General features: G+C 62.5%; 19 protein-coding genes. 16 read left to right on the top strand and 3 right to left on the bottom strand.

The annotated features are described in order from the left end of the window. Positions 1-101 precede the first annotated feature (101 nt). The 8 genes from OVA00_RS02065 (at position 102) to OVA00_RS02030 (ending at position 11,401) form a co-directional block, all read left to right on the top strand. Positions 102-1,994 (top strand): ABC transporter ATP-binding protein, encoded by a 1,893-nt coding sequence (locus OVA00_RS02065; RefSeq protein ID WP_034799185.1) that lies wholly within the window; start codon positions 102-104, stop codon positions 1,992-1,994. Next, positions 1,991-3,892 (top strand): ABC transporter substrate-binding protein, encoded by a 1,902-nt coding sequence (locus OVA00_RS02060; RefSeq protein WP_034799188.1) that lies wholly within the window; start codon positions 1,991-1,993, stop codon positions 3,890-3,892. Before OVA00_RS02065 ends, OVA00_RS02060 begins: the two co-directional genes overlap by 4 nt. Position 3,893: 1 nt before the next feature. Beyond that, complete coding sequence (locus OVA00_RS02055) at positions 3,894-4,892, top strand: ABC transporter permease (RefSeq protein ID WP_034799190.1); 999 nt, start codon at positions 3,894-3,896, stop codon at positions 4,890-4,892. Continuing rightward, a complete protein-coding gene (locus tag OVA00_RS02050; protein WP_090426408.1) occupies positions 4,889-6,064 on the top strand; it encodes an ABC transporter permease in 1,176 nt (391 codons plus the stop codon). The genes OVA00_RS02055 and OVA00_RS02050 overlap by 4 nt, the downstream gene beginning before the upstream one ends. A gap of 70 nt (positions 6,065-6,134) precedes the next feature. Then, complete coding sequence (locus OVA00_RS02045; RefSeq protein WP_060521778.1) at positions 6,135-7,352, top strand: glycosyltransferase family protein; 1,218 nt, start codon at positions 6,135-6,137, stop codon at positions 7,350-7,352. A 4-nt stretch (positions 7,353-7,356) separates the two neighbouring features. Beyond that, complete coding sequence (locus OVA00_RS02040; protein ID WP_192441152.1) at positions 7,357-8,601, top strand: glycosyltransferase family 4 protein; 1,245 nt, start codon at positions 7,357-7,359, stop codon at positions 8,599-8,601. After that, the gene (locus OVA00_RS02035) at positions 8,601-9,737 is read left to right on the top strand and encodes a glycosyltransferase family protein (protein WP_268087782.1); all 1,137 of its coding nucleotides are present in this window, start codon (positions 8,601-8,603) and stop codon (positions 9,735-9,737) included. The genes OVA00_RS02040 and OVA00_RS02035 overlap by 1 nt, the downstream gene beginning before the upstream one ends. Before the next feature lie 497 nt (positions 9,738-10,234). Then, entirely contained in the window at positions 10,235-11,401 is a 1,167-nt protein-coding gene (locus OVA00_RS02030) for a hypothetical protein (RefSeq protein WP_192445300.1), read from the top strand. Positions 11,402-11,499: 98 nt separating this feature from the next. Here the strand turns inward: OVA00_RS02030 and OVA00_RS02025 are convergent, their stop codons facing one another. Then, positions 11,500-12,174, bottom strand: a complete 675-nt coding sequence (locus OVA00_RS02025; protein ID WP_090426417.1) for a class I SAM-dependent methyltransferase — start codon at positions 12,172-12,174, stop codon at positions 11,500-11,502. A 302-nt stretch (positions 12,175-12,476) separates the two neighbouring features. Here OVA00_RS02025 and OVA00_RS02020 point away from each other — a divergent pair, with 302 nt between their 5' ends. From OVA00_RS02020 to nadE, 8 genes are all read left to right on the top strand, one after another. Next, positions 12,477-15,167 carry an ABC transporter transmembrane domain-containing protein gene (locus OVA00_RS02020; protein WP_034799202.1) on the top strand — a complete coding sequence of 897 codons (2,691 nt, stop codon included), beginning with the start codon at positions 12,477-12,479 and terminating at the stop codon, positions 15,165-15,167. A 91-nt stretch (positions 15,168-15,258) separates the two neighbouring features. After that, on the top strand, positions 15,259-15,723 hold the full coding sequence (locus OVA00_RS02015) for a cyclic nucleotide-binding domain-containing protein (RefSeq protein ID WP_034799203.1): 465 nt from the start codon (positions 15,259-15,261) through the stop codon (positions 15,721-15,723). Between the two features lie 137 nt (positions 15,724-15,860). Beyond that, positions 15,861-16,622, top strand: coding sequence for an FkbM family methyltransferase (locus OVA00_RS02010; RefSeq protein ID WP_034799205.1), 762 nt, complete (start codon positions 15,861-15,863; stop codon positions 16,620-16,622). A gap of 208 nt (positions 16,623-16,830) precedes the next feature. After that, positions 16,831-17,034 carry a hypothetical protein gene (locus OVA00_RS02005; protein WP_268087780.1) on the top strand — a complete coding sequence of 68 codons (204 nt, stop codon included), beginning with the start codon at positions 16,831-16,833 and terminating at the stop codon, positions 17,032-17,034. 146 nt (positions 17,035-17,180) lie between these two features. Then, entirely contained in the window at positions 17,181-19,118 is a 1,938-nt protein-coding gene (asnB, locus tag OVA00_RS02000) for an asparagine synthase (glutamine-hydrolyzing) (RefSeq protein ID WP_060586113.1), read from the top strand. 23 nt (positions 19,119-19,141) lie between these two features. After that, on the top strand, positions 19,142-19,408 hold the full coding sequence (locus OVA00_RS01995) for an acyl carrier protein (protein ID WP_034799210.1): 267 nt from the start codon (positions 19,142-19,144) through the stop codon (positions 19,406-19,408). 20 nt (positions 19,409-19,428) lie between these two features. Beyond that, complete coding sequence (locus OVA00_RS01990) at positions 19,429-20,979, top strand: class I adenylate-forming enzyme family protein (protein ID WP_192439256.1); 1,551 nt, start codon at positions 19,429-19,431, stop codon at positions 20,977-20,979. Next, positions 20,976-21,986: an NAD(+) synthase gene (gene nadE / locus OVA00_RS01985; protein WP_268087776.1), complete on the top strand. Its 1,011-nt coding sequence runs from the start codon at positions 20,976-20,978 to the stop codon at positions 21,984-21,986. Before OVA00_RS01990 ends, nadE begins: the two co-directional genes overlap by 4 nt. 25 nt (positions 21,987-22,011) lie before the next feature. Here nadE and OVA00_RS01980 read toward each other — a convergent pair whose 3' ends face one another. After that, positions 22,012-23,124 (bottom strand): hypothetical protein, encoded by a 1,113-nt coding sequence (locus OVA00_RS01980; RefSeq protein ID WP_268087775.1) that lies wholly within the window; start codon positions 23,122-23,124, stop codon positions 22,012-22,014. Next, positions 23,121-23,786, bottom strand: a complete 666-nt coding sequence (locus tag OVA00_RS01975; RefSeq protein ID WP_268088496.1) for a N5-glutamine methyltransferase family protein — start codon at positions 23,784-23,786, stop codon at positions 23,121-23,123. The genes OVA00_RS01980 and OVA00_RS01975 overlap by 4 nt, the downstream gene beginning before the upstream one ends. Positions 23,787-23,866 lie beyond the last annotated feature (80 nt).

The raw sequence follows: 23,866 nt of genomic DNA, 5'->3' as shown, positions 1-23,866 counted from the left end.
ATAGCCTCGTCTGCAACCGGGTGTGCTGGACAGCCCTTGGAAGCTGCGCTAGTCTTTTTTTAGAGGCGGCGGATAAAAAGCAATGAGGGAAGCGTGCTGCTATGACATCTGGGGCGGACCTGCTTCGAGTTGAAGGTCTGCGGATCACATTCTCGGTGCTCGGCGGCGAAGTTCAAGCCGTCAACAACGCGAATTTCAGAATTTTGCCCGGCAAGGTGACGGCGCTCGTCGGCGAGTCCGGATCGGGGAAATCCGCAATCAGCCAGGCGGTGATGGGCATCTTGCCCAACGTCGCCAAGGTTGGTGGCAAAATTTTGTTCAACGACCCGACGACGGCTGCAAAGCCGATCGACCTGCTCTCGCTGGAGCGGGAAGGGGAGGAGATCCGCAGCCTGCGCGGCACGCGCATCAGCAAGATCTTCCAGGAGCCGATGACATCGCTGTCGCCGCTCCACACGATCGGAAACCAGATTTCCGAAGTGCTGAAGATCCACACCGACGCGGAAAAGGCGGAACGTCGGGCGCGAACGGAAGAGCTGCTCGGCTATGTGGGCTTTGCCAATCCGAAGCGCGCCTACGACATGTATCCGTTCGAGCTTTCCGGCGGCATGCGGCAACGCGCGATGATTGCCATGGCATTGATCTGCCGGCCGGCGCTGTTGATCGCCGACGAGCCGACGACAGCGCTCGACGTGACCGTTCAGGCGCAGATCCTGAAACTCCTGCGCGAGCTTCAGGTCAAGCTCAACATGGCCATGCTTCTGATCACCCATGACCTTGGCGTCGTCGCCAACATGGCCGACGAGGTTGTGGTGATCTATCACGGCCAGATCGTCGAGGCGGGTCCGGTCGAGGCGATCTTCCGCAACCCGCAGCATCCCTATCTCAAGGGCCTGATGGCCGCGGTTCCGCATTTCGACATGAAGCCCGGCGAGCGGCTGAAGGCACTGCGCGAAGTGCCGGTCAAGGCTGGAACGCTGCTCGGGACTTCGGCCGCCGACCGGCGCACCGGTCCCGACGTGCTTTTGTCCGTCCGCAATGTCTCGAAGACCTATGGAACGCGCAAATCGTCCTGGTTCGGTGGTGGCGAAGATACGCTGCATCGCGCCGTCGACGATGTCAGCTTCGACATCCGCCGTGGCGAGTGCCTCGGCCTCGTCGGGGAAAGCGGCTGCGGCAAGACCACCGTCAGCAAGATCCTGATGCGGGCCGTCACGCCCGACCAGGGCTCGGTGATCTTCGACAATGGCGAGGGGTCGGTCGATGTGCTGAAAGTGCAGGGCGACGACCTTAAGGCCATGCGGTCCAAGATCCAGATGGTCTTCCAGGATCCGGTCTCCTCCCTCTCGCCGCGCATGACGGTCAAGAACATCCTCAGCGAGCCACTCGAGATCCACGGGCGCGGAACGGGCAAATCGCGCGAAGAAACGGTGCGTTCGCTGCTGCAGGCCGTCGGTCTCGACCAGCGCTTCATTAATCGGTACCCGCACAGCTTCTCCGGTGGTCAACGCCAGCGCATCGGGATCGCGCGGGCTCTCGCGCTGGTGCCGGAGCTGCTGATCTGCGACGAGCCGGTTTCCGCGCTCGACGTCTCCGTCCAGGCGCAGATCCTCAACCTGCTGAAGGACCTGCAGAAGGAACTGGGACTGACCTGCCTGTTCATCTCGCACAATCTGGCTGTCGTCGACTATATGGCCGACCGCATCGCCGTGATGTGCGCCGGGCGTATCGTCGAGCTGGCACCGCGCGAGGTGCTGATGCGCAATCCAGTTCATCCTTATACCAAGTCGCTGCTGGCGGCGGTTCCTTATCCGGATCTCGACCGGCCGCTGGATTTCGAACTGCTGAAGGACAGCGAAGGTTCGGACATGCGGCGCTGGGGACCGCAGTTCCGGGACGATGATGCCGGCGACGCGCTGATCCCCGCGGATCTCGGTGGTGACCACATCGTGCTGGCGCGCCGATCCGTGGATGCAAGGGAGTTGCGGCCATGATCACCCGCCGAACTGTACTGGCATTGCTTGCGACCGTGGCTCTGCCGACGCGGCTCTTTGCAGCTGCAGGCGAGCCCGCATTCTGGGAAAAGCAGATTGCCGACGGCAAGCTGCCGCCGCTTGCCGAGCGCCTGCCGAAGACGCCGCGTGTCATCAACGTCGCGGCCATGGGGCGCCAGCCCGGCAAGTACGGCGGCGAGGTGCGGATGCTGATCGGCAGCGCCAAGGACATCCGCCTGATGACGATCTACGGCTATGCCCGTCTGGTCGGCTTCGACGAAGCGTTGAAGATCGAAGCGGACGTTCTCGAAAGCTTCGAAACGGTCGAGGACCGCATCTTCACCTTCCACATCCGTGAAGGCCACAAGTGGTCCGACGGCACGCCGCTGACGTCGGAGGATTTCCGCTATTGCTGGGACGACGTTCTCAATAACGAGAAGCTGAGCCCGGCCGGGCTGCCGACGGCGCTGGTCATGGATGGCGAGGCCGCCAAGTTCGAGATCATCGACGAACGCACGGTGCGCTATTCCTGGTCGACACCCAATCCTGACTTCCTGCAGAAGCTCGCCGGCGCCCAGCCGATGGTGGTGGTGATGCCGTCGACCTACCTGAAACAGTTCCATGAGAAATATCAGGAAGAAGACAAGCTCAAGGCCCTGATGAAGGAGGAGCGGGTCAAGAAATGGAGCCAGCTGCACATGCGCATGGCCCGTTCCTACCGCCCGGAAAACCCGGACCTGCCGACGCTGGACCCCTGGCGCAACACGACGCCGCTTCCGGCCGAACAATTCGTCTTCGAGCGCAATCCCTACTATCATCGCGTCGACGAGAACGGCCTGCAGTTACCCTATATCGACAAGTTCGTGCTCAGCGTCAGCTCGTCTGCGCTAATCCCGGCCAAGACCGGCACCGGCGAAAGCGACCTGCAGGCGACCGGTATAGACTTCGTCGACTACACCTTCCTCAAGGATTCCGAGAAGCGCTATCCGGCGAAAGTGCTGCTGTGGAAGAAGACGCAGGGCTCGCGCCTGGCGCTGCTTCCCAACCTCAACTGCTCGGATGCGGTCTGGCGGGCACTGCTGCAGGATGTGCGCGTTCGCCGCGCCCTGTCGCTTGCCATCGACCGCACCGAAATCAACAAGGCGGTGTTCTACGGGCTGACGAAGGAGAGCGCCGACACGGTGCTGCCCGAGAGCCCGCTCTTCCGGCCCGAGTTCGCCAATGCCTGGGTCGCCCACGATCCGGAACAGGCCAATGCGCTGCTCGACGAAGCGGGCCTGACCAAGAAGGACAGCGACGGCATCCGCATTCTCTCCGACGGCCGCGCGGCGCAGATCGTCGTGGAAACGGCCGGGGAAAGCACACTCGAGACGGACGTGCTGCAGCTCATCACCGACTACTGGCAGAAGGTCGGGATATCGCTCTTCATCCGGACCTCGCAACGCGACACGTTCCGCAGCCGCGCCGTCGGTGGCGAGATCATCATGTCGATGTGGTTCGGCATAGACAACGGCGTGCCGACGGCCAGCATGAACCCCGGCCAGCTTGCGCCGACCGCGGACGACCAGCTGCAATGGCCGGTCTGGGGGCTGAATTATCTTTCCCACGGCGAAATGGGCCAGGCCCCGGACCTTCCGGCAGCCGTGGAACTGACGGAACTGCTGCAGCGCTGGCGGCATTCGGCCGAAGACGCCGAGCGGACGGAGATTTGGAGCCGGATGCTCTCGATCTACACCGACCAGGTGTTCTCGATCGGCATCGTCAACGCCTCGCTCCAGCCGATCCTCGTGGCAAAGAAGCTGAGGAACGTGCCCGACACTGCGCTCTACGGCTTCGACCCCACGTGCTATTTCGGTGTCTACAAACCCGACACCTTCTGGATCGAACAGGAAGCCTGACATGCTGCGATATATTCTCTGGCGTATCGCGGCGATGGCTCCGACCCTCCTCATCATTTCCGCTCTTGTCTTCACCATCATCGAACTGCCGCCAGGAGATTACTTCGAAAGCTATGTCGCCGAGATCAAGGCGCAGGGCGAAGGCGTGGACATGGAGCAGATCGAGGCGCTCAGGAAGGAGTACGGCTTCGATCAGCCGCCGGTCCTGCGCTACGTCTATTGGCTCGGCGGCATGCTGCAGGGCGATTTCGGCTATTCGTTCGAGTACGAGCTTCCGGTGAGCGCGGTCGTCGGCGACCGCCTTTGGCTGACGATCCTCGTCTCCTTCGTCACCATCATCTTCACCTGGCTGATCGCCTTTCCGATCGGTATCTACTCGGCGACCCATCAGTATAGCTGGGGAGACTACGGCCTGTCGCTGATGGGCCTGATCGGCATCGCCATCCCCAACTTCATGCTGGCGCTGATCCTGATGTATTTCGCCAATATCTGGTTCGGGATTTCGATCGGCCATTTGATGGACCAGAAGTATCTCGCTGAACCTATGAGTTGGGAAAAGGCGAAATCGATCCTCGAACACATCTGGATACCGGTCATCATCGTTGGCGCGGCGGGAACCGCCGGCATGATCCGGCGCCTGAGGGCCAACCTGCTTGACGAGTTGCAGAAGCAGTATGTGGTGACGGCACGCGCCAAGGGCCTTTCGCCGATGCGCACGCTGGTGAAATATCCGCTGCGCATGGCGCTGAACTTCTTCATCTCGGATATCGGTTCGATCCTGCCGGCGATCATCTCCGGCGCGGAAATCACCGCGATCGTGCTTTCGCTCGAGACCACCGGCCCGATGTTGATCAAGGCGTTGCAGAGCCAGGACATGTATCTTGCCGGGTCTTTCTTGATGTTCCTGGCCTTCCTGACGGTGATCGGCGTGTTGATCTCCGACATCGCGCTCGCCATTCTTGATCCTCGAATTCGGCTGCAAGGCAGGAGCACCAAGTGACGTCATTTCTTCCGGCGCCCGGCGAGCCCATGCCGCACTACGTATCTACGGCTCCGTTCGACCCCTATTCCGTCGAGGCGATGACGGACGAGCAGGTGCGCGTCAACCAGGCTTCGCAGCTGCGGCTGATGTGGTGGAAATTCCGCCGTCACAAGCTGGCGCTTGCGTCCGGCGTTTTTCTCGTCGTGCTCTACCTGATGATCGTCGTCTGCGAGTTTCTGGCGCCCTATAACCTGCATACCCGGAATATGGACTATATCTATGCGCCGCCGCAGGCGGTGCATCTCTTCCATGAGGGCAAGTTCGTCGGTCCCTTCGTCTACGGCCGCACGATGACGCTGGACATGGATACGCTGAAGCGCAACTACGCCGACGATACCAACGATGTGCAGCCGCTTCGCTTCTTCTGCCGCGGCGACGGCTATCGCTTCTGGGGGCTGTTTGAAAGCAACGTGCATTTCGTCTGCCCGGCAACGGGCGGCGAGGCCTTCTTCCTCGGAACGGACCGCCTCGGGCGCGACGTGCTGTCGCGCATCATCTATGGCGCGCGGATTTCGCTGACGATCGGCCTTCTCGGCATTACCGTCAGCTTCGTGCTCGGCATCGTCATCGGCGGTCTTGCCGGCTACCACGGCGGCGTCTTCGATCTCATCGTCCAGCGTGTCATCGAGGTGTTGCAATCGATCCCGAGCATACCGCTCTGGCTGTCGCTGGCGGCGATCATGCCGGCGACCTGGAGTCCAATCTTCATCTATCTGGCGATCACGATCATCCTCGGCCTGCTCGATTGGACCGGGCTTGCGCGCGCTGTCCGCTCGAAGCTGCTGGCCTTGCGCGAGGAAGACTATGTGCTTGCGGCCCAGCTTATGGGCGCAAGGAGCAGCCGCATCATCGGCCGGCACCTCGTGCCCGGTTTCATGTCGCATCTGATCGCCACCGCGACCATCTCTATTCCCGGCATGATCCTCGGGGAAACGGCGCTCAGCTTCCTTGGCCTCGGTCTCAGGCCGCCGATCACCAGCTGGGGCATTCTGCTGACGGAGGCGAAAAGCGTCAGCGTCATTGCCTTCTATCCCTGGCTCCTATTTCCCACAATTCCGGTCATTCTTGTGATTTTGGCGTTCAACTTCTTGGGAGATGGGTTGCGTGACGCGGCGGATCCCTACAAATGAAGCCCGGTTTGACGCAGCCACACGGCCCGCGTGAAACGGTTCATCGTACCCTGAGTGAAAGGTTTCTTGCATGATGCGGCGTTTTGAAGATGCCCGGATCCTCATGTATAGCCATGACACGTTCGGGCTCGGACACCTCAGGCGCTGCCGCACGATCGCGCATTCGCTGGTGGAAGACTATCGCGGCTTGAACATCCTGATCATTTCCGGGGCGACGATTGCCGGCGCGTTCGACTATCGCGCGCGCGTGGATTTCGTGAAGATCCCGAGCGTGATCAAGCTGCATAATGGCGACTACACCTCGCTCGACCGCCATATTGAACTCGATGAAACGCTGAAGATGCGCCAGGCGATCATTCGCCATACGGCAGAGACCTTCAAGCCGGACATCTTCATCGTCGACAAGGAGCCGATGGGCCTGCGCGGCGAGGTCGAGGAAACGCTGACCTATCTGAAAGCGCACGGCACGACGCTCGTCCTCGGCCTGCGTGAGGTCATGGATGCGCCGCACCTGCTCGAGGCAGAGTGGAAGCGGCGCGATACCATGCGCAAGATCGAGCAGTACTACGACACGATTTGGGTCTACGGCCCGCCTGATTTCTACGACCCCCTGACCGAACTCGACGTGCCGCCCGCGGTGCGCGAGCGCATGAACTTCGTCGGTTTTCTGCAGCGCAGCGTCCCGCGCGAGGAATTGCCGGGTCATAAGCCTCAGGGCGACTACATCCTCGTCACCACTGGCGGCGGCGGAGATGGGGCGGACCTGATCCACGACGTCATCCATGCCTATCAGCAGGATCCGGAGCTCACGCACAAGGCCCTGATCGTGCTCGGACCCTACATGCCGGTCAAGAAGCGGGAAAAGCTGATCCGCAAGGGCAGCAAGATCCCCTATATCAAGATCATCGAGTTCGACAATCGCATGGAAGAGCTCATTGCCGGTGCCAAGGGCGTCGTCGCCATGGGCGGCTACAACACCTATTGCGAAATCCTCTCCTTCGACAAGCCGGCGCTGATCGTGCCGCGCATCCAGCCGCGCGAAGAGCAACTGATCCGCGCGCGCCGGGCTGCCGAGCTGGGGCTGATCGAGATGCTCCTGCCGGACGAGGCGGAGGATCCGTTACGGCTGGCGGCGGCGCTGAGGGCGCTGCCCTATCGTGAGCCACCGTCGAAAAGCAGCGCCAACGGCCTGCGGCTGGAAGGCCTCGTGCACATCTCCGAAATCGTCGGCAGATGGCTCGACCGGCCGTCGAGCGACCACCTGAACATCGTGAAGAAATCGAGCTGAAGCATTGCCGACAGACCGCAAAATTGCAGTCGTGCTGAAGGGCTACCCGCGTCTTTCGGAAACATTCATCGCCCAGGAACTGCTTGGCCTCGAGCGCGCCGGGATCGAACTTGTCCTGATCTCGCTTCGGCGTCCGACGGACGGCAAGCGCCACCCGGTGCATGACGAAATCCGCGCCGACGTCCACTATCTGCCGGAATATCTGCATGAGGAGCCGCTAAGGGTTCTGCGCGGGCTCGTGCGCTGTCTGCCGAAACCCGGATTCTGGCGCGTCCTGGGTCTGTTCCTCAAGGACCTGCCGCGCGATTTCAGCCGCAACCGCTTTCGCCGGCTCGGCCAGGCGCTGGTGCTCGCCTCCGAATGGCCTGGACAGCCGCGCTGGCTGCACGCGCACTTCATCCATACCCCTGCTTCGGTGACGGCCTATGCCAGCGTGATCGCTGGCACGCCCTGGACCTGTTCGGCGCATGCAAAGGACATCTGGACCTCGCCCGACTGGGAACTGTCCGAAAAGCTCGGCCTTGCGCGCTGGACGGTAACCTGCACACGCATGGGGTACGAGCATCTCCGCAGCCTTGCCAGCGACAAATCGAGAGTACATCTGAGCTATCATGGCCTCGACCTCGACCGCTTCCCGCATTTCGACGGCACGCATTCCAATCGCACCGGTTCCGATCCGGCCGATCCCGTCCGCATCGTCAGCGTCGGCCGTGCCGTTGGAAAAAAGGGCTACGACGTGTTGCTGAAGGCGCTGGCCAAGCTGCCGGCAGAGCTTCATTGGCGGTTCGAGCATATCGGCGCCGGCGAACTGACCGGCCAATTGAAGACGCTCGCCACGGAGCTCGGCGTCTCCGACCGTATTGTCTGGAAGGGCGCGCTCGACCAGACCGATGTGCTTGCGCACTATCGGGCAAGCGACATCTTTGCGCTCGCCTGCCGGATCACCGCGGACGGCGATCGGGACGGGTTGCCGAACGTGCTTGTCGAAGCATCGAGCCAGCGGCTGGCCTGCGTCTCGACGGCGATATCCGGCGTTCCGGAACTCCTTGAGGACGGCGAAAACGGCCGTGTCGTTCCGTCGGAGGATCCGCAGGCACTTGCGGTCGCGCTTGAGGAACTGATCCGCAATCCGGCACTTCGCCACAGGTTCGGCGATGCGGCCGAGCGGAAGGTTCGCGGCCAGTTCGACCACCACACCAGCATCGAACAGCTCGCCGGCCTGTTCGCCAGCGAATGGAGAGCCGCCTGATGCCCGCACGTCGCGTCTTCTTCTACGTACAGCACCTGCTCGGCATCGGTCACCTGGCGCGGGCAAGCCGGATCGCGAGCGCCTTGGCGGCCAAAGGCTATGACGTGACCGTCGTGACGGGCGGCAGCCCGGTGCCGGGGTTCCCGGCAAACGATGTGAAACACGTGGCCCTGCCGCCGGTGCTGGCTGGCGACAAGGGGTTTAGCGGACTTGCCGATGGCGAGGGAAACCCGGTCAGCGAGGCTTTCAAGCAAGAGCGCCGGGACCTGCTGATTGAGGCATTTCTTGCCTGCAAGCCTGACATCGTCATCTTCGAAGCCTTCCCCTTTGGCCGCCGCCAGATGCGTTTCGAGTTGATGCCGCTGCTGGAGGTGATCGAGAAGCAGGAGCCGCGGCCCCTCGTTGCCGCATCGCTGCGCGATATCCTGCAGGAGCGGACGAAGCCCGGGCGCGCCGAAGAAACCCTCGACGTTGTCAGGGCGCATTTCGACCTCGTGCTCGTGCATGGCGATCCCGCCTTTGCGCGGCTCGAGGAGACCTATCCGTATACGGCGGAGATCGAAGACAAGATCGTCTATACCGGTCTTGTCGCCGGCCATGCCCCTGAACCTCCGGCTGAAAGGTTCGACGTCCTTGTTTCGGCTGGCGGTGGCGCGGTCGGCAAGGAACTGATCGGCGCGGCACTACAGGCGGCCGGGCTGCTTGCGGGCGACCTGAAATGGTGCCTGATCACCGGGCCGAACCTGCCGCAGGACGACTATGATGGCTTTGCCGCCGCAGCGCCCGAAAACGTGCATCTGTTCCGCTTCCGCAAGGATTTCGCGAGCCTTCTGTCGGGTGCGCGGCTCTCGGTTTCCCAGGCCGGTTACAACACCGTCTGCGATATCTTCCGTGCCGGCTGTGCGTCGCTGCTCATTCCCTTCGTCGCCGGCGGCGAGACCGAGCAGTCGACGCGCGCCGAAAGGCTCGAAAAGCTCGGCCTTGCCGGCGTTCTGCCAGAAGCGGACGTAACACCGGAGAGGCTGGCCCGCGACGTCGAGACGATGCTGGCGCGGCCAAGGCCGGAGATCCCACCGCTCGACCTGAACGGCGCCGCTAGAACGGCGGAGATACTGGGGCTTCAGGCGGTCCGCTAGCCGTAGTCGGTGGTGCCCATCGGTCTCCGCTGAAGGCCGCCCTTGAGCGGAACCACCGAAATAGAAAAGTCGCTCGGCAAACCAATGGTCGGACGACCATTCGTCTATCTGCCAGTATGTACGGAGCCTGGATATTTTCCTCGCGTTCTGCGTGTCCCGGCTGGTTGTCTCCGGAATGTCATGTTAGTGAAATCAATAATACTGATTCTGAATATACGCAGTGCATTTCCACCGAACGATAACCTGGGTTCCTGTTTGCACTAAACTCAAGGTCTTGCCAGGACTGGGTCATACTCTTGGCGAAGAGTTTCCCGCACGGCTTTCCTGCCTTGTCTACCTCCCCAGCATCCGCCGGCCTCTCGCGCACGGCTTCGCCGGTGCGCTGCAGCGGCGCCGGCTGGCGAGCGTGGAGGCAGCGGGGCACCCGCGGTGAACGGCGGCCGCAGAGCAATGCAAGGGGATTTCGGCGCGTCGAGCGCGTAAGGCAGGAGGGGCAGTTGAGAAATCTGATCGCGCTGTTGATCTCAGTGACCTTGGCATTGGGGGCCGGGGAGGTAATGCTGCGCATGTTCACGCCGTTTCCGATCGGAACGCAGTCGCACCGAAGCATCGACGAAAAGTATGGCTATCGTCTCGATCCTACCCTTTCCGGCGTTGACGAGGACGGCTTCCGCGACCCGGCAGGCGCACGGCAGGGCTTTCAAGTCGCCGCAATCGGCGACTCGATGACCTATGGCAACAACGTCGAAAGCGGTCAGACCTGGCCGGCCGTCTTCCAGGCCATCACCGGCGAACACACCTACAATTTTGGTGTCGGAAGTTACGGCATCTACACCTACCACGCGATCGTCCACGACGCGCTGGCAAATGGAGCCAAAGGCGCGATCGTCGCCATTTTCCCAGGCAACGACTTCGCGATCGTTTTTTCGGCATGCGATATCATGAACGCGCGTTCCGACTTCTGGCTTGCAGAGCAGGCACGGCTTCACCTGCAGGCTCTCTTCAGTCCGACCGGAAGCCATACGCAATGCACCAAGGCGCGATCGGCGAGCATCAAGACGAAGCTGTTCGAGAACGTCGCGCTTCTGAGCGCTTATCAATATGCGATAAAGGACCGTGTGACGAGCTTGTATGCGCGCTTCCTTGGCACGGGCAGCGATGAAGCGTCCGAATATTACCGGTTCCCGGACGGGATCACACCCGTGTCGAGGCGCTATGTGGATGATGCCGGTCGCATGAGCGATTTGGCCTCGTCCGAGACAGCGGCGATGTTTGCGGACTTTGAACGCTTTGCGGCCGATTGGGCCGCGCAGGGACGGGGACGGGTAGGACTGTTGCTGATTCCGTCCAAGGAGCGTGTGGTTTTCGAACACCTTCGGCGCGGTGGCCAGCTGGCGGTTGCCGATCCCGCCTTCATCCGCAGTGTCGAGCGTCAGATCGCACTCGAGGACAAAATTCGGGAGGTCGCCGGCCGGCTTGATCTGCCGTATCGTAGTGCGGTGGATGCAACGACCGACGCCTTGCGGGATGCGATCCTGGCCGGGCAGCGCTTTTATCCTGATAACGACGGACATCCGTTTGAGGCAGGCTACAAGGCGTTCGCGGGAACCGCGTCGTCGCTCTGGAACGAGATGAAAACAAGGGTCGCCGAGACGCATAACTGAACGTCGGGGGGGCGGCGGTACCCGTGGAGGCCGAAGACAGACAACGGTGCCGGAGCGCACGGGTGCTGTCCCGGCAAACAAGTGCGATCTCGATCGGTTCAGACCGTGCCGATCAGCATGAAGCGGGTGTATTTTTTAGTCGGCAGCGCGCCGGCGAACTCCACGGTCGTCAGTGCCGCCTGCTTGGCGAATTCCTCGACCGAGGCCACGCAGTTGATATGCGTCGGCTCGCTGAAATAGTCGTTGGACTGGAGCAGCACCCGCGTACCGGCCGGAATGCGATCGAGCCATGCCTTGAGGTCTGCGATATGCTCGCAGCTCGTATTGATCACCACGTCTGCCGCGAGCGCCGCGTAGTCGATCGCATACATGTCCGCCGTCACGGCATGAAACTTGTCCGGAAAGGCCGCGTTCAGCGTCCGCGCCACCGCTTCGACGTCCGGATCGATGTCGAAGCTGTCGACTGCCGCCACATCGAAGCGCTGGTCTTCCAGCAGCATGGCGCCGAGAATGCCGTACCAGCCGCCGAGGATGGCGATCTTGCCGTAGGAGGGGCCGGCCACCTCAAAGAGCGTATCGCGCGCCCAGACCTTGCAGGCAACCTGCTTGTGGTTGAAGGCATTGGCGATGTGGGCGTCTGGATGTTTGGCGATCACCCGGCCGATCCCTTCGATCAGCGGACTGCGCGTATAGGCGGCGATGCCACGCGCGAGATCGAAGGCATGCTCGTACCAATCGTTGGTTTGGCAGGGGGGATGGCTGGTTTGTTTCATGCGGTCGTTGTAAGCTGCGCATCGAGCGAGTGCAATAACGGCGTGTGCTTTCGGGAGCGTCGACCTCTGCCGGTTGACTTCAAGGCCGCCTGTTGGAAACCGCGTCCATTGCAGATTTCCCTCGCACCTGCATAATCGATCAACCGGATTCGGCGCCGGGCGGAATATGCAGGCGTCCCTTCAGGAGCGTGCCTTAGGGTACCCGTCCGGAGGTGTCGCCGAAGAGTGATGCGTGCTGGGGACATATGGCAACCCGGCCCGCCAGCAGCAGTCGTGTTCAATAAGGTCCTATCGCCAGTAACATGGAACCACGCCTTTCCCGCTATATCTGGACCCACACGCGCAAGGACCAGCTTTGGATCCTGGTTGTCGTCGCGCTGTCGATGATCCCTTACTTCCTGTCGTTCGATCTGCCGAAGCAGATCGTCAACGGGCCGATCCAGGGCGATGGCTTCGACAGTCCGGAGGCCACTCAGGCCTTCCTGCCGATATCCTTCGACCTGCCGTATTTGGGCACGTTCAACGTCTTTGACGGCTTCCAGCTCGGCCGCGAAGGCATGCTGCTCGCCCTCAGCCTGGTGTTCCTGGCGCTGGTGGTGGTCAACGGCCTCTTCAAATTCTACATCAACACGTTCAAGGGCCGGCTCGGCGAGCGGCTCTTGCGCCGCATCCGTTTCGAACTCGTCGACCGGGTCCTGCGTTTTCCGCCCAGCCATTTCAAGCGGGTGAAGCCCGCCGAAATCGCGACGATGATCAAGGACGAGGTCGAGCCGCTCGGTGGTTTCACCGGTGATGCCTTCGTCTCGCCCGCCTTGCTCGGCGGCCAGGCGTTGACGGCGCTCGTGTTCATCCTGCTGCAGAGCTTCTGGCTCGGGCTGATCGCAACGCTGATCGTCGCGGTTCAGGCGGTCATCATTCCGCGCATGCGCAAGCGGCTTCTCGTGCTTGGGCGCGAGCGGCAGTTGACGGCGCGCGAGCTTTCCGGCCGCGTCAGCGAAATCGTCGACGGTATCGGCGCGATCCGTGGCCACGATACGTCGAACTACGAGCGCGCCGACATCGCGGCGCGGCTCGGCCGGATCTTCAAGATCCGCTACGACCTCTACCAGTGGAAATTCCTCGTCAAGTTCATCAACAACTTCCTCGCACAGGTCACGCCCTTCCTGTTTTACGCGATCGGCGGCTATTTCGCCCTGCAGGGTCGCCTCGACATCGGCCAGCTCGTCGCTGTCATCGGCGCCTACAAGGACCTGCCGGGTCCGCTGAAGGAACTGATCGACTGGGACCAGGCCCGTCAGGACGTCCAGGTGAAATATGCGCAGGTGGTCGAGCAGTTCAGCGTCGACACGCTGCTCGATCCCAAGGTCCAGGCGGTAGCAACCACCGCTGCCGTGCCGCTCGCAGGCCCGCTTGCCGCCGTCAATCTGACGGTGATCGACGATGGCGGCTCGACGCTGCTTGACCACGTCTCGCTGCAGGTCCAGCCCGGCGAGAAGGTGGCGCTGATGGGCGGTGGCGAAGTGCTCGCCGAGGCCTTCGGCCGGCTCGTCTGGCCGGCAAGCGGCAAGGTGCTCGTCGGGGGCCAGGACATCTTGGAACTGCCGGAATCGGTGACCGGCCGACGGATCGCCTACGCCTCGTCCGACGTCTACGTCTTCCAGGGCAGCCTCGGTGACAACATCCTTTACGGGCTGAAGCATGCGCCGCTCACGGACGAGATCTATGAGGGCGAGCGTGCGACGCACCGCAAGTGGGAGGTGACCGAAGCCCGGCTGGCCGGAAACCCGTATCTCGACGTCAACAGCGACTGGATCGACTATGGATCCGCCGGGGCGAACGGACCGGACGATCTGCTCGTGCAGATCCGGCCGGTTCTCGACGCGGTGCTCTTGACCAACGACGTCATGGCGCTGGCCGTGCGCTCGACCATCGATCCCCACGAGCATGCGGAGTTCGCCGCCGGCATCGTCGAGATGCGCAGTGCGCTCCGGCAGCGTCTCGAAAAGGAAAAGCTCAGCGACCTCGTCGTGTTCTTCGAGCCCGGGACCTACAATGTCGAGGCGACGATCGGCGAAAACATGCTCTTCGGCACCATCACCGATCAGGTGATGTGGGCAGATGCGCTGGAGAACCATCCGTTCTTCAAGACGATCCTGCAGCGGGTCGGCCTGCGCGACACCTTTTATGAGATGGGCATCGAGATCGCCGAGAACGTCGTCGAACTGTTCCGCGACCTGCCGCCGGATCACCCGTTCTTCCAGCAGTTGACCTTCATGACCGCCGAGGAAATCCCGGTCTATGAGGCCATCCTCCAGAAGGTACGCACCAAGGGCAAGGGCGAGGTTTCCGAGGACGACCAGATCAAGGTGATCAGGCTGTGCTTCGATTACATCGAGCCGCGGCACCGTTTCGGTCTTTTGACCGACGAGGTCATGGCGAAGATCGTCGCCGCCCGGCGCGAGTTCGACGAAGGCCTGCCGGCCGATCTCGCCGGGATGATCGAGCACTACCGCCCGAACCGATTCATCGCGTCCGGCAGCATTATCGACAACGTGCTCTTTGGACGTATCGGTCACAAACACGCCGACGGCTCGGAGAAAATCCGCGCGATCGTCCGGGATCTCTTCGAGGCGGGCGGTCTCTACAACGAAGTGCTTGCTTTCGGCTTCGACTTCAATGTCGGCGCCGGCGGCAAGCGGCTGACGGCCGCGCAGCGGCAGAAGCTCGACCTTGCGCGCGCGCTGATCCGCAATTGCGATTACTACATCTTCAATCAACCGCTCCTGGCGCTCGACCAGCGCGTCCAGGAACAGGTCGTCCGCAACGTCTTTGCGATGCTCGATCAGGGCGGGCGTGATCCGGCGGTCATCTGGGTTCTCGCCAATCCGGCGCTGGCGGACCTCTTCGATCGCGTCGCCCGGTTCGAAAACGGGCGCCTGCTGCACGACGCCAATGTGGATGAACGACCTGACTACAAGGAAATGGCATCTTGATGTAATATTAATGTCAGGGCACGAGCATATGGTCCCGCCGCGATGCGGGAGGCAAGTTGCCCCCGACGGGAACTCGGAGACACGGATTGTGATGTTGCTCAAAGATGAAGTCGAAATGCTGCGCCGAATAACCCTGTTCTCGGGATTGCCGCCGGCAAAGCTGAAACTTCTGGCCTTCACGTCCGACAGGGTCATGTACAGCGCCGGCGAAGCGCTGTTCTATCAGGGTGACATCGGCGACGCGGCCTATGTCATTCTTTCCGGCAAGGCGGAGGTGCTCATCAATACGGCGGGTGGGCCTTTCAAGATCGCCGAAGTCGAGCAGAATTCGATCGTCGGCGAAATCGCCATTCTCTGCAACACGCCACGCACCGCGACGGTGCGCACCAGCACGCCGCTCGAGGCCCTGCGCATCCGCAAGGACGATTTCCTCAAGCTTCTGGCCGACTTCCCCGAGATGGCGGTGGAAATCATGCGCGTTCTCGCCGACCGCCTCGCGCAAACGACGGCGGAGCTCAGCGAGGCCCGCGGTTCGATGGAGCCGGTGGACGCCTGACGGCGGCACCTCCTTTGTACGGGCGAACCTTCCCGAAAATGCAGGCGGCGATGTGCCGGGGCAGCCATTCGCCTCGGTCATATGAGCCCTTCGCAAAATCCATTCCGCTTCGTCCGGATATGGGTTAGAGAAACGCCATGCGTTCGATCACCTATTTCCACAAGACCGTTCAGTTTCCCGACAAGCCGGAAAAGAAGCGCTTTTTCGCGCGGCTGCAGAACGGCGACTGGGAGCCTTGCACGTTCCAGAACATCGCGCGCCTGGTCGACGCCAAGACGACTTTCATCGACATCGGCGGCTGGATCGGCGTGACGCCCTATTGGGCGGCGCAGATTGCCGACAACGTCATCACGGTCGAGCCCGACCCTGTCTGTTTCGGCATCCTCAAGGAAATGCAGCCGGAGAATTGCGGCGAAGTGCGGGTCATCAATGCCGCGCTATCGGAGGATGACGTTCTCGTGCTGCATTCCGTCGGTGGCGGTTTCGGAAGCTCCGAAACATCGGCCCTGATCGCCGACGACGACGGCGAGGCGATCCGTGCGCGCACCGTGACGATCGCAGCCCTTCAGGACATGGCGCGGACAGAAAGGCTCTGTTTCAAGATCGACATCGAAGGTTACGAGTATCGCGCGCTGGACCAGTTCCGCACGATCGATCGGATGCGGACGGCCGGCGTGCTGCTGGCGGTTCATCCGCAGATCCTGTTTGCGTCGCTGACGGGCTCCAGGCTGTCGCGCGTCCTTCGCACCATGACCGCCACTATCGGATTGATCCGTAGCCTGAAGGGCTTCCGCCTCGACAATCCCTCGGCAATCTGGACGGCGCTACGCAAATCGATCGCGCGCCGGGAGTTTCGCGGTTTCGACCTGCTGTTCGTGGCGCGCGAGGGTAGCCGCTAAGGAGCCTTTGGCGGCTCAAGTCCTTTCATGCATGAGGACAAGGACGGTAATGTCCGGGCATCCGCCGAGAACCGAAACGATCCTCGGTTCGGTTAACCATGCCCCCGCTTAAAGTTAACTCTTCGTTTCAAAATGTTACTTCCGGTGGTATAGGTTCGCTGCTGCTATTTCCTGGTTTTGGTTGTGGCGCGTCGCGGAGGGCGGTTGCATGTCCTGGTTATACGTTGCCGGTGTCGCCTATGGCCTGACGGCGTTTTTTCTCGTGGGGATGACCTACCTTGAAGGATTGCAGGCGCATGCACCTTGGAACATGTACCGCGTGGCCGGGCTTCTGGTCTGCGTTTTCTGGCCGATTCTGTTTGTGTATCTGATGCTCAGGATGGCATCGAAAAGACGAATTCCGGAGCGCTGACGGCAAGGGCCAGCGGCGCTTATCCTCAACGCGGCGCCTGAACGGCGGTATTTACCATACAACTAGAAAATGCCGGAGATTAACCCATGATTCCGTCATGCGGTTTATGGTCCGGCAGTGATCGAACGGTGTGAAAGTATCTCGGCATGTGCGGTTACGGTGGCTATTTCGGGTCGGTCCCGGATGCGGAAATCCTTCTCAAAAGGATGGCCTCTGCGATCGCGCATCGTGGCCCGGACGAAAACGGCGTTCTTGCCGCACCGGAGGCCGGGCTCGCCCATGTACGGCTGTCGATCGTCGGTCTCGGCGACGGCCAGCAGCCGATGTCCGACGAAACCGGCGACCTTTCGATCGCCTTCAACGGCGAGATCTTCAACTACGTCGAATTGCGCGAGGAACTGCGCGCCAAGGGGCGGCGGTTCCGCACCGCGAGCGACACCGAGGTCATCCTGCATCTCTACGCCGTGATGGGTGAGGACTGCCTGTCCGTCCTCAACGGCGATTTCTCCTTCGCGATCTGGGATAGACGCCGTCAGCGCATGGTGTTGGCGCGCGACCGCATGGGCGTGCGCCCGTTGTTTTACACGACCCATGCCGGGACATTCTATTTCGCCTCCGAAATCAAGGCGCTGCTCCAGGTTCCCGGCATTTCCGCCGAACTCGATCCCGTTGCGCTCGACCAGATTTTTACCCTTTGGGCGCCGATCGCGCCGCGGACCGGCTTTCGTGGCATTCACGAGCTCGAGCCGGCTCACCTGATGATCGTCGAGAAGGGCAAGACGTCGATCCGCCCCTATTGGCAACTCGACTATCCGGACCACGACGCGCCGCCGCTGTTTGCCAATGAGCGTAGCGCGGCCGAGGAACTACGCGCCCTTCTTACCGATGCGACCCGGATCCGCATGCGGGCCGACGTGACCGTCGGATCCTATCTCTCGGGCGGGCTCGACAGCTCCATCGTCTCGGCGCTTGCGGCCGGAATGGCGCCGCAGGGTCTGCGCACGTTTTCCGTGACGTTTGATAGCGTCGAACACGACGAGAGCGCCTTCCAGATGGAAATGGCAAAGGCGCTCGGCACGCATCATAGCGCGGTCGCCTGTCGTGCCGGCGACATCGCGAAGGTCTTTCCGCAGGTCGTCCGTTTCGCCGAACGTCCGATTATCCGCACGGCACCCGCCCCGCTTTACCAGCTCTCGGGTCTCGTGCGCGAGCAGGGATTGAAGGTCGTGCTGACGGGCGAGGGCGCCGACGAGGTCTTCGCCGGATACGATATCTTCAAGGAGGCGCGGGTGCGCCGCTTCTGCGGCCGCCAGCCCGGCTCGCGAATCCGGCCGCACCTGTTCCGCAAGCTCTACCCCTATCTGCCGGGCCTGCAGCAGCAATCGGCGGAATATCTCGCCGCCTTCTTCGGCGCCGGCGACGTGCCGCTCGACGACCCGCTGTTCTCGCACCGCCCGCGGTTCAAAAGCACGGCCGCGACCAAGATCTTCTTTTCTCCTGACCTGCGCGCCACGCTGAAGGACTACGACGCGGCCGAAGATCTGGCGAGCCGGCTTCCCGCTGCCTTCGGTCGCTGGCATCCGCTGCACCAGGCACAGTATCTCGAAAGCCGTTTCCTTCTGCCCGGCTACATTCTCTCCAGCCAGGGCGACCGCATGGCCATGGCGCACGGGATCGAAGGACGCTTCCCGTTCCTGGACCACCGCCTCGTCGAGTTCGCGACGCGCCTGCCGCCGGAAATGAAACTGAAGGGGCTGGTGGAAAAACACATCCTGCGCGAAGCGACGAAGGACCTGCTTCCGCCGACCATCGGTCAGCGCACCAAGCAGCCCTACCGCGCGCCCGACAGCCATTCCTTCACCGGCGCCGGCGAACTGGAATACGTTCGCGATGCCATGAGCGAGACACGCATCGGCGACAGCGGTCTGTTCAATGCCAAGGCCGTGAGCAAGCTCTACGAGAAATGCCAGTCGCAACCGACTACCGGCTTTAGGGACAATGCCGCCTTCGTCGGCATCCTGTCGACGCAGCTCTGGCTCCAGACCTTTACCGGCACCAGCATCGGCGCCGCTCAAGCGGCCTGAAACCCATTGGGAAAGGAAATGAAATGACGGAAACCATCAAGGACAAGGTCAGGGCCTTTGTCATCGAGAACTTCCTGTTTGGCGATACCTCGTACGATCTCGCCGACGGTGCCTCTCTGATCGAGAACGATATCATCGACTCGACCGGCGTTCTGGAACTCGTCGCCTTCATCGAGGACCAGTTCGGCATCGCCATGGCCGACGCAGACATCGTGCCGGCGAACCTCGATTCGCTCGCGCGCATCTCGGCCTTCATCGAGGCAAAGGCCGGAGTGCCGGCCACGGCCTAACCAAGACCCGAGGGCGTTCCATGCGGTTCGAGCAGTTTCTCATCGGCAATGCGGCAAGGCATGCGGCCAAGACGGCGCTGGTCACCGATCGCAAGCGCCTCAGCTACGGCGAGTTCGACGATCTGTCGAGCCGGCTGGCGGCCGCGCTGGCAAAGGCAGGCGTCAAGCGCAACGACCGCGTCCTCGTGTTCATGGACAATTGCTGGGAGGCGGCCGTTTCGATCTTTGCGATCCTGAAGGCGGGCGCGACCTTCAGTCCGATCAACGCCTCGACCAAGGCCGACAAGCTCGCCTACATCATCGACGACTGCGAGGCGGCTGCGATCCTGACGCAGGCCAAGTTGATGCCGGTGGTGGCTGACGCCCGGGCGCAGAGCAGCGGCAAGGCGGATATCTTCGTCGCATCGACCGCGGCGCCCAATGGCCAGTCGCCTGCCGGCGCGGTGCCCTTCGAGGGCTGCCTGTCGGCGGAGGCGACGCCGGTGCCGCATGGCGGCATTGACGTCGATCTGGCGATGCTCATCTACACATCGGGCTCGACCGGCCGCCCGAAGGGCGTGATGATGACCCACCGCAACATCGATGCGGCGTCGGAATCGATCACCACCTATCTGCGCAACGAGCACGACGATATCATCCTCAACGTGCTGCCGCTCGCCTTCGACTATGGGCTCTACCAGTTGCTGATGGCGATCAGGCTCGGGGCGACGCTGGTGCTCGAAAAGTCCTTCGCGTTCCCGCATGCGATCTTCGAGCGTATTCGCGAGGAGGGCGTCACCGGCTTCCCGCTGGTGCCGACAATGGCGGCGATGATCCTGCAGATGCGCGACCTTGAGCCGGGTTTCCTGCCGAGCCTGCGCTACCTCTCCAACACCGCCGCCGCCCTGCCGCCGCCGCATATCGCCCGCCTGCGCGAGCTTTTCCCGGGCGCACGACTCTATTCGATGTACGGGCTGACAGAGTGCAAGCGCTGTACCTACCTGCCGCCGGAGGAACTGGATCGCCGTCCGGGCTCCGTCGGCATTGCCATCCCCAACACGGAAGCCTTCGTCGTCGACGACGAGGGCAGCCGCGTGCCGCCGGGCGTTCCCGGCGAACTCGTCATCCGCGGGCCGCATGTAATGCAGGGCTACTGGCGCAACGACGTGGCGACCGAGCGCATGCTGCGGCCCGGGCCGAACCCTTGGGAGAAGGTGCTCTATACGGGCGACCTTTTCCAGACGGACGAAGAGGGCTTTCTCTATTTCGTCGGCCGCAAGGACGATATCATCAAGACCCGCGGCGAGAAGGTCGCGCCCAAGGAAGTCGAGACCGTGCTCCATGCCCATCCCGGCATTGCCGAGGCCGTCGTCATCGGCATGCCGGATCCGGTTCTCGGCCACGCGATCGCTGCCCTTGTGGTGCGCACGGATCCTGACTTGACCGACAAGGACATCATCCGCCACTGCACCCGCCACCTCGAAGATTTCATGGTGCCGAAGATCATCGAATTCCGCACCGAACTGCCGAAGACGGATACCGGCAAGGTCAGCCGCCGACTTGCCGCCGAGACGATGGAGCCTGCACAATGAACATCAGAACAACCGGGGGCAATGGCCCGTTTTCGGCCGAAACCCTGACGATCGACCGCGCGGCCGAGACCGATCGCATCGTTTCCGCCTTGCGCGGACAGTTGCGCTCCATGAAGAAGCGCGGTCTGGTGCTCGGGCTTTCGGGCGGCATCGACTCCAGCGTTTCCGTGGCGCTTGCGGTGCGCGCGGTCGGCGCCAAGAACGTCTTCTGCCTGTTCATGCCGGAAAACGACTCCGATCCGGAAAGCCTGCGCTTCGGCCGGCTGGTCGCTGAAACCTTCGGCGTCGCGGCGATCGTCGAAGACATCGGGCCGACCCTCAAGGCCATGGGCTGCTACGAGCGCCGCGACGCCTTCATCCGGGAACTGGTTCCGGACTATGGCGACGGATGGGCCTCGAAGGTCGTCATCGCCAATGCGCTTGAGGGAGAAGGCTACAACATCTCCTCGCTGGTCGTTCAGAGCCCGGAAGGCGTGCAATCGAAACATCGCATGCCGCCCTCGGTCTATCTCGGCGTCGTTGCGGCCACCAACATGAAGCAACGCACTCGCAAGCAGGTCGAGTACTACCATGCCGACCGGTTGAACTTTGCCGTACTCGGCACGCCCAACCGGCTGGAATACGACCAGGGCTTCTTCGTCAAGAACGGCGACGGCGCCGCCGACGTAAAGCCGATCGCCCATCTCTATAAGTCGCAGGTCTATGCGCTTGCCGCCCATCTCGGCGTTCCCGCGGAAGTTTGCCGTCGCCCGCCGACGACCGACACCTATTCGCTGGAACAGACGCAGGAGGAGTTCTATTTCTCCCTGCCTTACGACCGCATGGACCTCTGCCTTTATGGCCTCAATCACGGGATCGAGATCGAGGCCGTCGCCAAGGCGGCCGGCTTGACCGTGGTCCAGGTCGAAAGGGTCTGGGCGGATATCGCCGCCAAGCGCAAGGCGACGCGCTACCTGCATCTCGGGCCGCAACTGGTGCAGCCCGTGGAGGAAATTGCCGGCTATTGAGGCCTGGCCGCACCGCCGCCCATCGTCAATCGAAGCTGCCGCCGATCAGCCGGCTCCAGTATTCGCCGGAAATGCCGTTGAAGAAGCCCTGTCCGTCGCGGCAGGCTTCGACGACGGTCTGGTCGCGCGAATGCACAACGGTCGAGGCGACGTGCACGAAGGCGATGCGTCGGCCGAGCATGGCTTCCATCAGCGCCGGTTGCGTGCGCCCGCGCAAACCCGCAAGCCCACGTCTCGACGCCTCGTCGACCAGGCAGTCAATGACCGGCCCGGCCTGCCCTGGCCGCGCCAGGATCTGCAGTACCCGACCGATTTCACCGGCTTTGACGTAGTAGGCGAATGCACCGACCACGGCGCCCGTGCGCGCCGTCACCAGCGCGTAGGCGAGTTCGCCCTGCTCGGGCTTCTTTTCGGCATCGGCAAGGATGTGGTCGAGCTGCCCGTCGCTCCATTCGGGGCGAAGCGGAAACGGCGCGGTGAACTGGTCGACGACGGCGGCAAAGCCGCTGCGGTCCGTCTCGGTCGCGGTGAAGCCGGCCGGTGCCGCCCCCGCCTCGGGCAGGGCGGACCAGCGCTGCTCGCCCTGGCCCATGCGCTTGCGATAGAACCTGTCGAGTGCGCGCGCGAAGGGGGCGGCGAGCCGGGCGGGCTTGATGCGGTTCGAGGCGACGCTCAGGCTAAAGGTCGCCGGACGGATGACGCGCACCCAGTCGAGGCTGTATTGCGGCAGGACCACGCCGCGAAGCCGCGTCCACATCTGCACAGAGACTTCGCTTGCTGTCTCACTGAAGGATAGATCCTGCGGACCGGCGAGGAAGGCCTTCATGAGGCGCGCTCCGGCCAAGGGGTCGCTTTCCCGGTCTTCCGCCATCAGCGATCCGCAGATCGCGGCGCGCAAGTGCCGGCCGTTCAGTGTCATCGGCAGCGCATTGACGCCGACGAAGCCGGTAATCCGACCCTCGTCGTTCACATGCACGAGAGGTCTGATTTCCGGATCGCAGCCTGGCCCGTCGAGATAGAGTTGCCGCATATAGTCGGCGAGCGCGGGCGAAGCGGTCCGCTCGTCACGGAACACCCGCTGGAACATTCCGGCGACCGCTGGAACGTCCGCGTGGTCTAGCGAACGGATTTCGCTCATCGGGCCTGCTCTCCGGCGCCGGCCTCTGCCGGGCCGGCGATTTTCTGGACGATGGCGACGCGCGGCTTGCCGTCACGGTCGGATGCGAAGGTGACCGGTGCATAGGCTTTCGCCCGTGAGAGAAGTGCAGCCGCCTGCCGCTCCTGGCCCTCGCCGAACTCGAACAACAGCCAGCCTCCCGGTTTCAGGAAGGCAAGGGCGTCCCGGATCAGGCGCTGGTGTATGGAAATGCCGTAGGGGCCTCCGTCGAATGCCTCGCGCGGCTCGTTGTCGAGCAGATGCGCGCGGTCCCCCTCCAGCCGGCCGCTCGAGATATAGGGTGGATTGCAGACCACCATGTCGATCTTGCCCTGGAGATCGTCGCTTTCGAGCGCCGCAAAAAGATCGCCCTGCCGGACAAAGACGCGCGACCCGAGGCCGAGCCGATCGACGTTGCGGCGGGCAAGCGCCACGGTGCTGTCCGTCAGGTCAGCGCCCCAGACACGCGCCGACGGGATCTCTCTGGCGATACCAACGGCGAGGTTGCCGGAACCGCAGCACATGTCGATGATGGTGACGTCGAGGGGGGCGCCTTCAAGGATTGAGACGGCTCTTTTTCCAAGAAGCTCTGTTTCTTCCCGTGGAACTAGGACGTCGGGCGCAAGTTCCAGTTCGACACCCATGAAGCGGTGCAGTGTTGCGGCCCGGTCTTCGGTCGGTCGGTCGGTCTGATTGCTGTCGTTTTGCGCCACAGCCACTCCTC

Origin of the sequence: Ensifer sp. SL37 (assembly GCF_026672675.1) — a bacterium.
GTDB classification, from domain to species: Bacteria; Pseudomonadota; Alphaproteobacteria; order Rhizobiales; family Rhizobiaceae; genus Ensifer; species Ensifer adhaerens.
The sequence above is the reverse complement of the archived record's forward strand: the minus strand, read 5'-3'. Positions and strand labels throughout refer to the sequence as shown.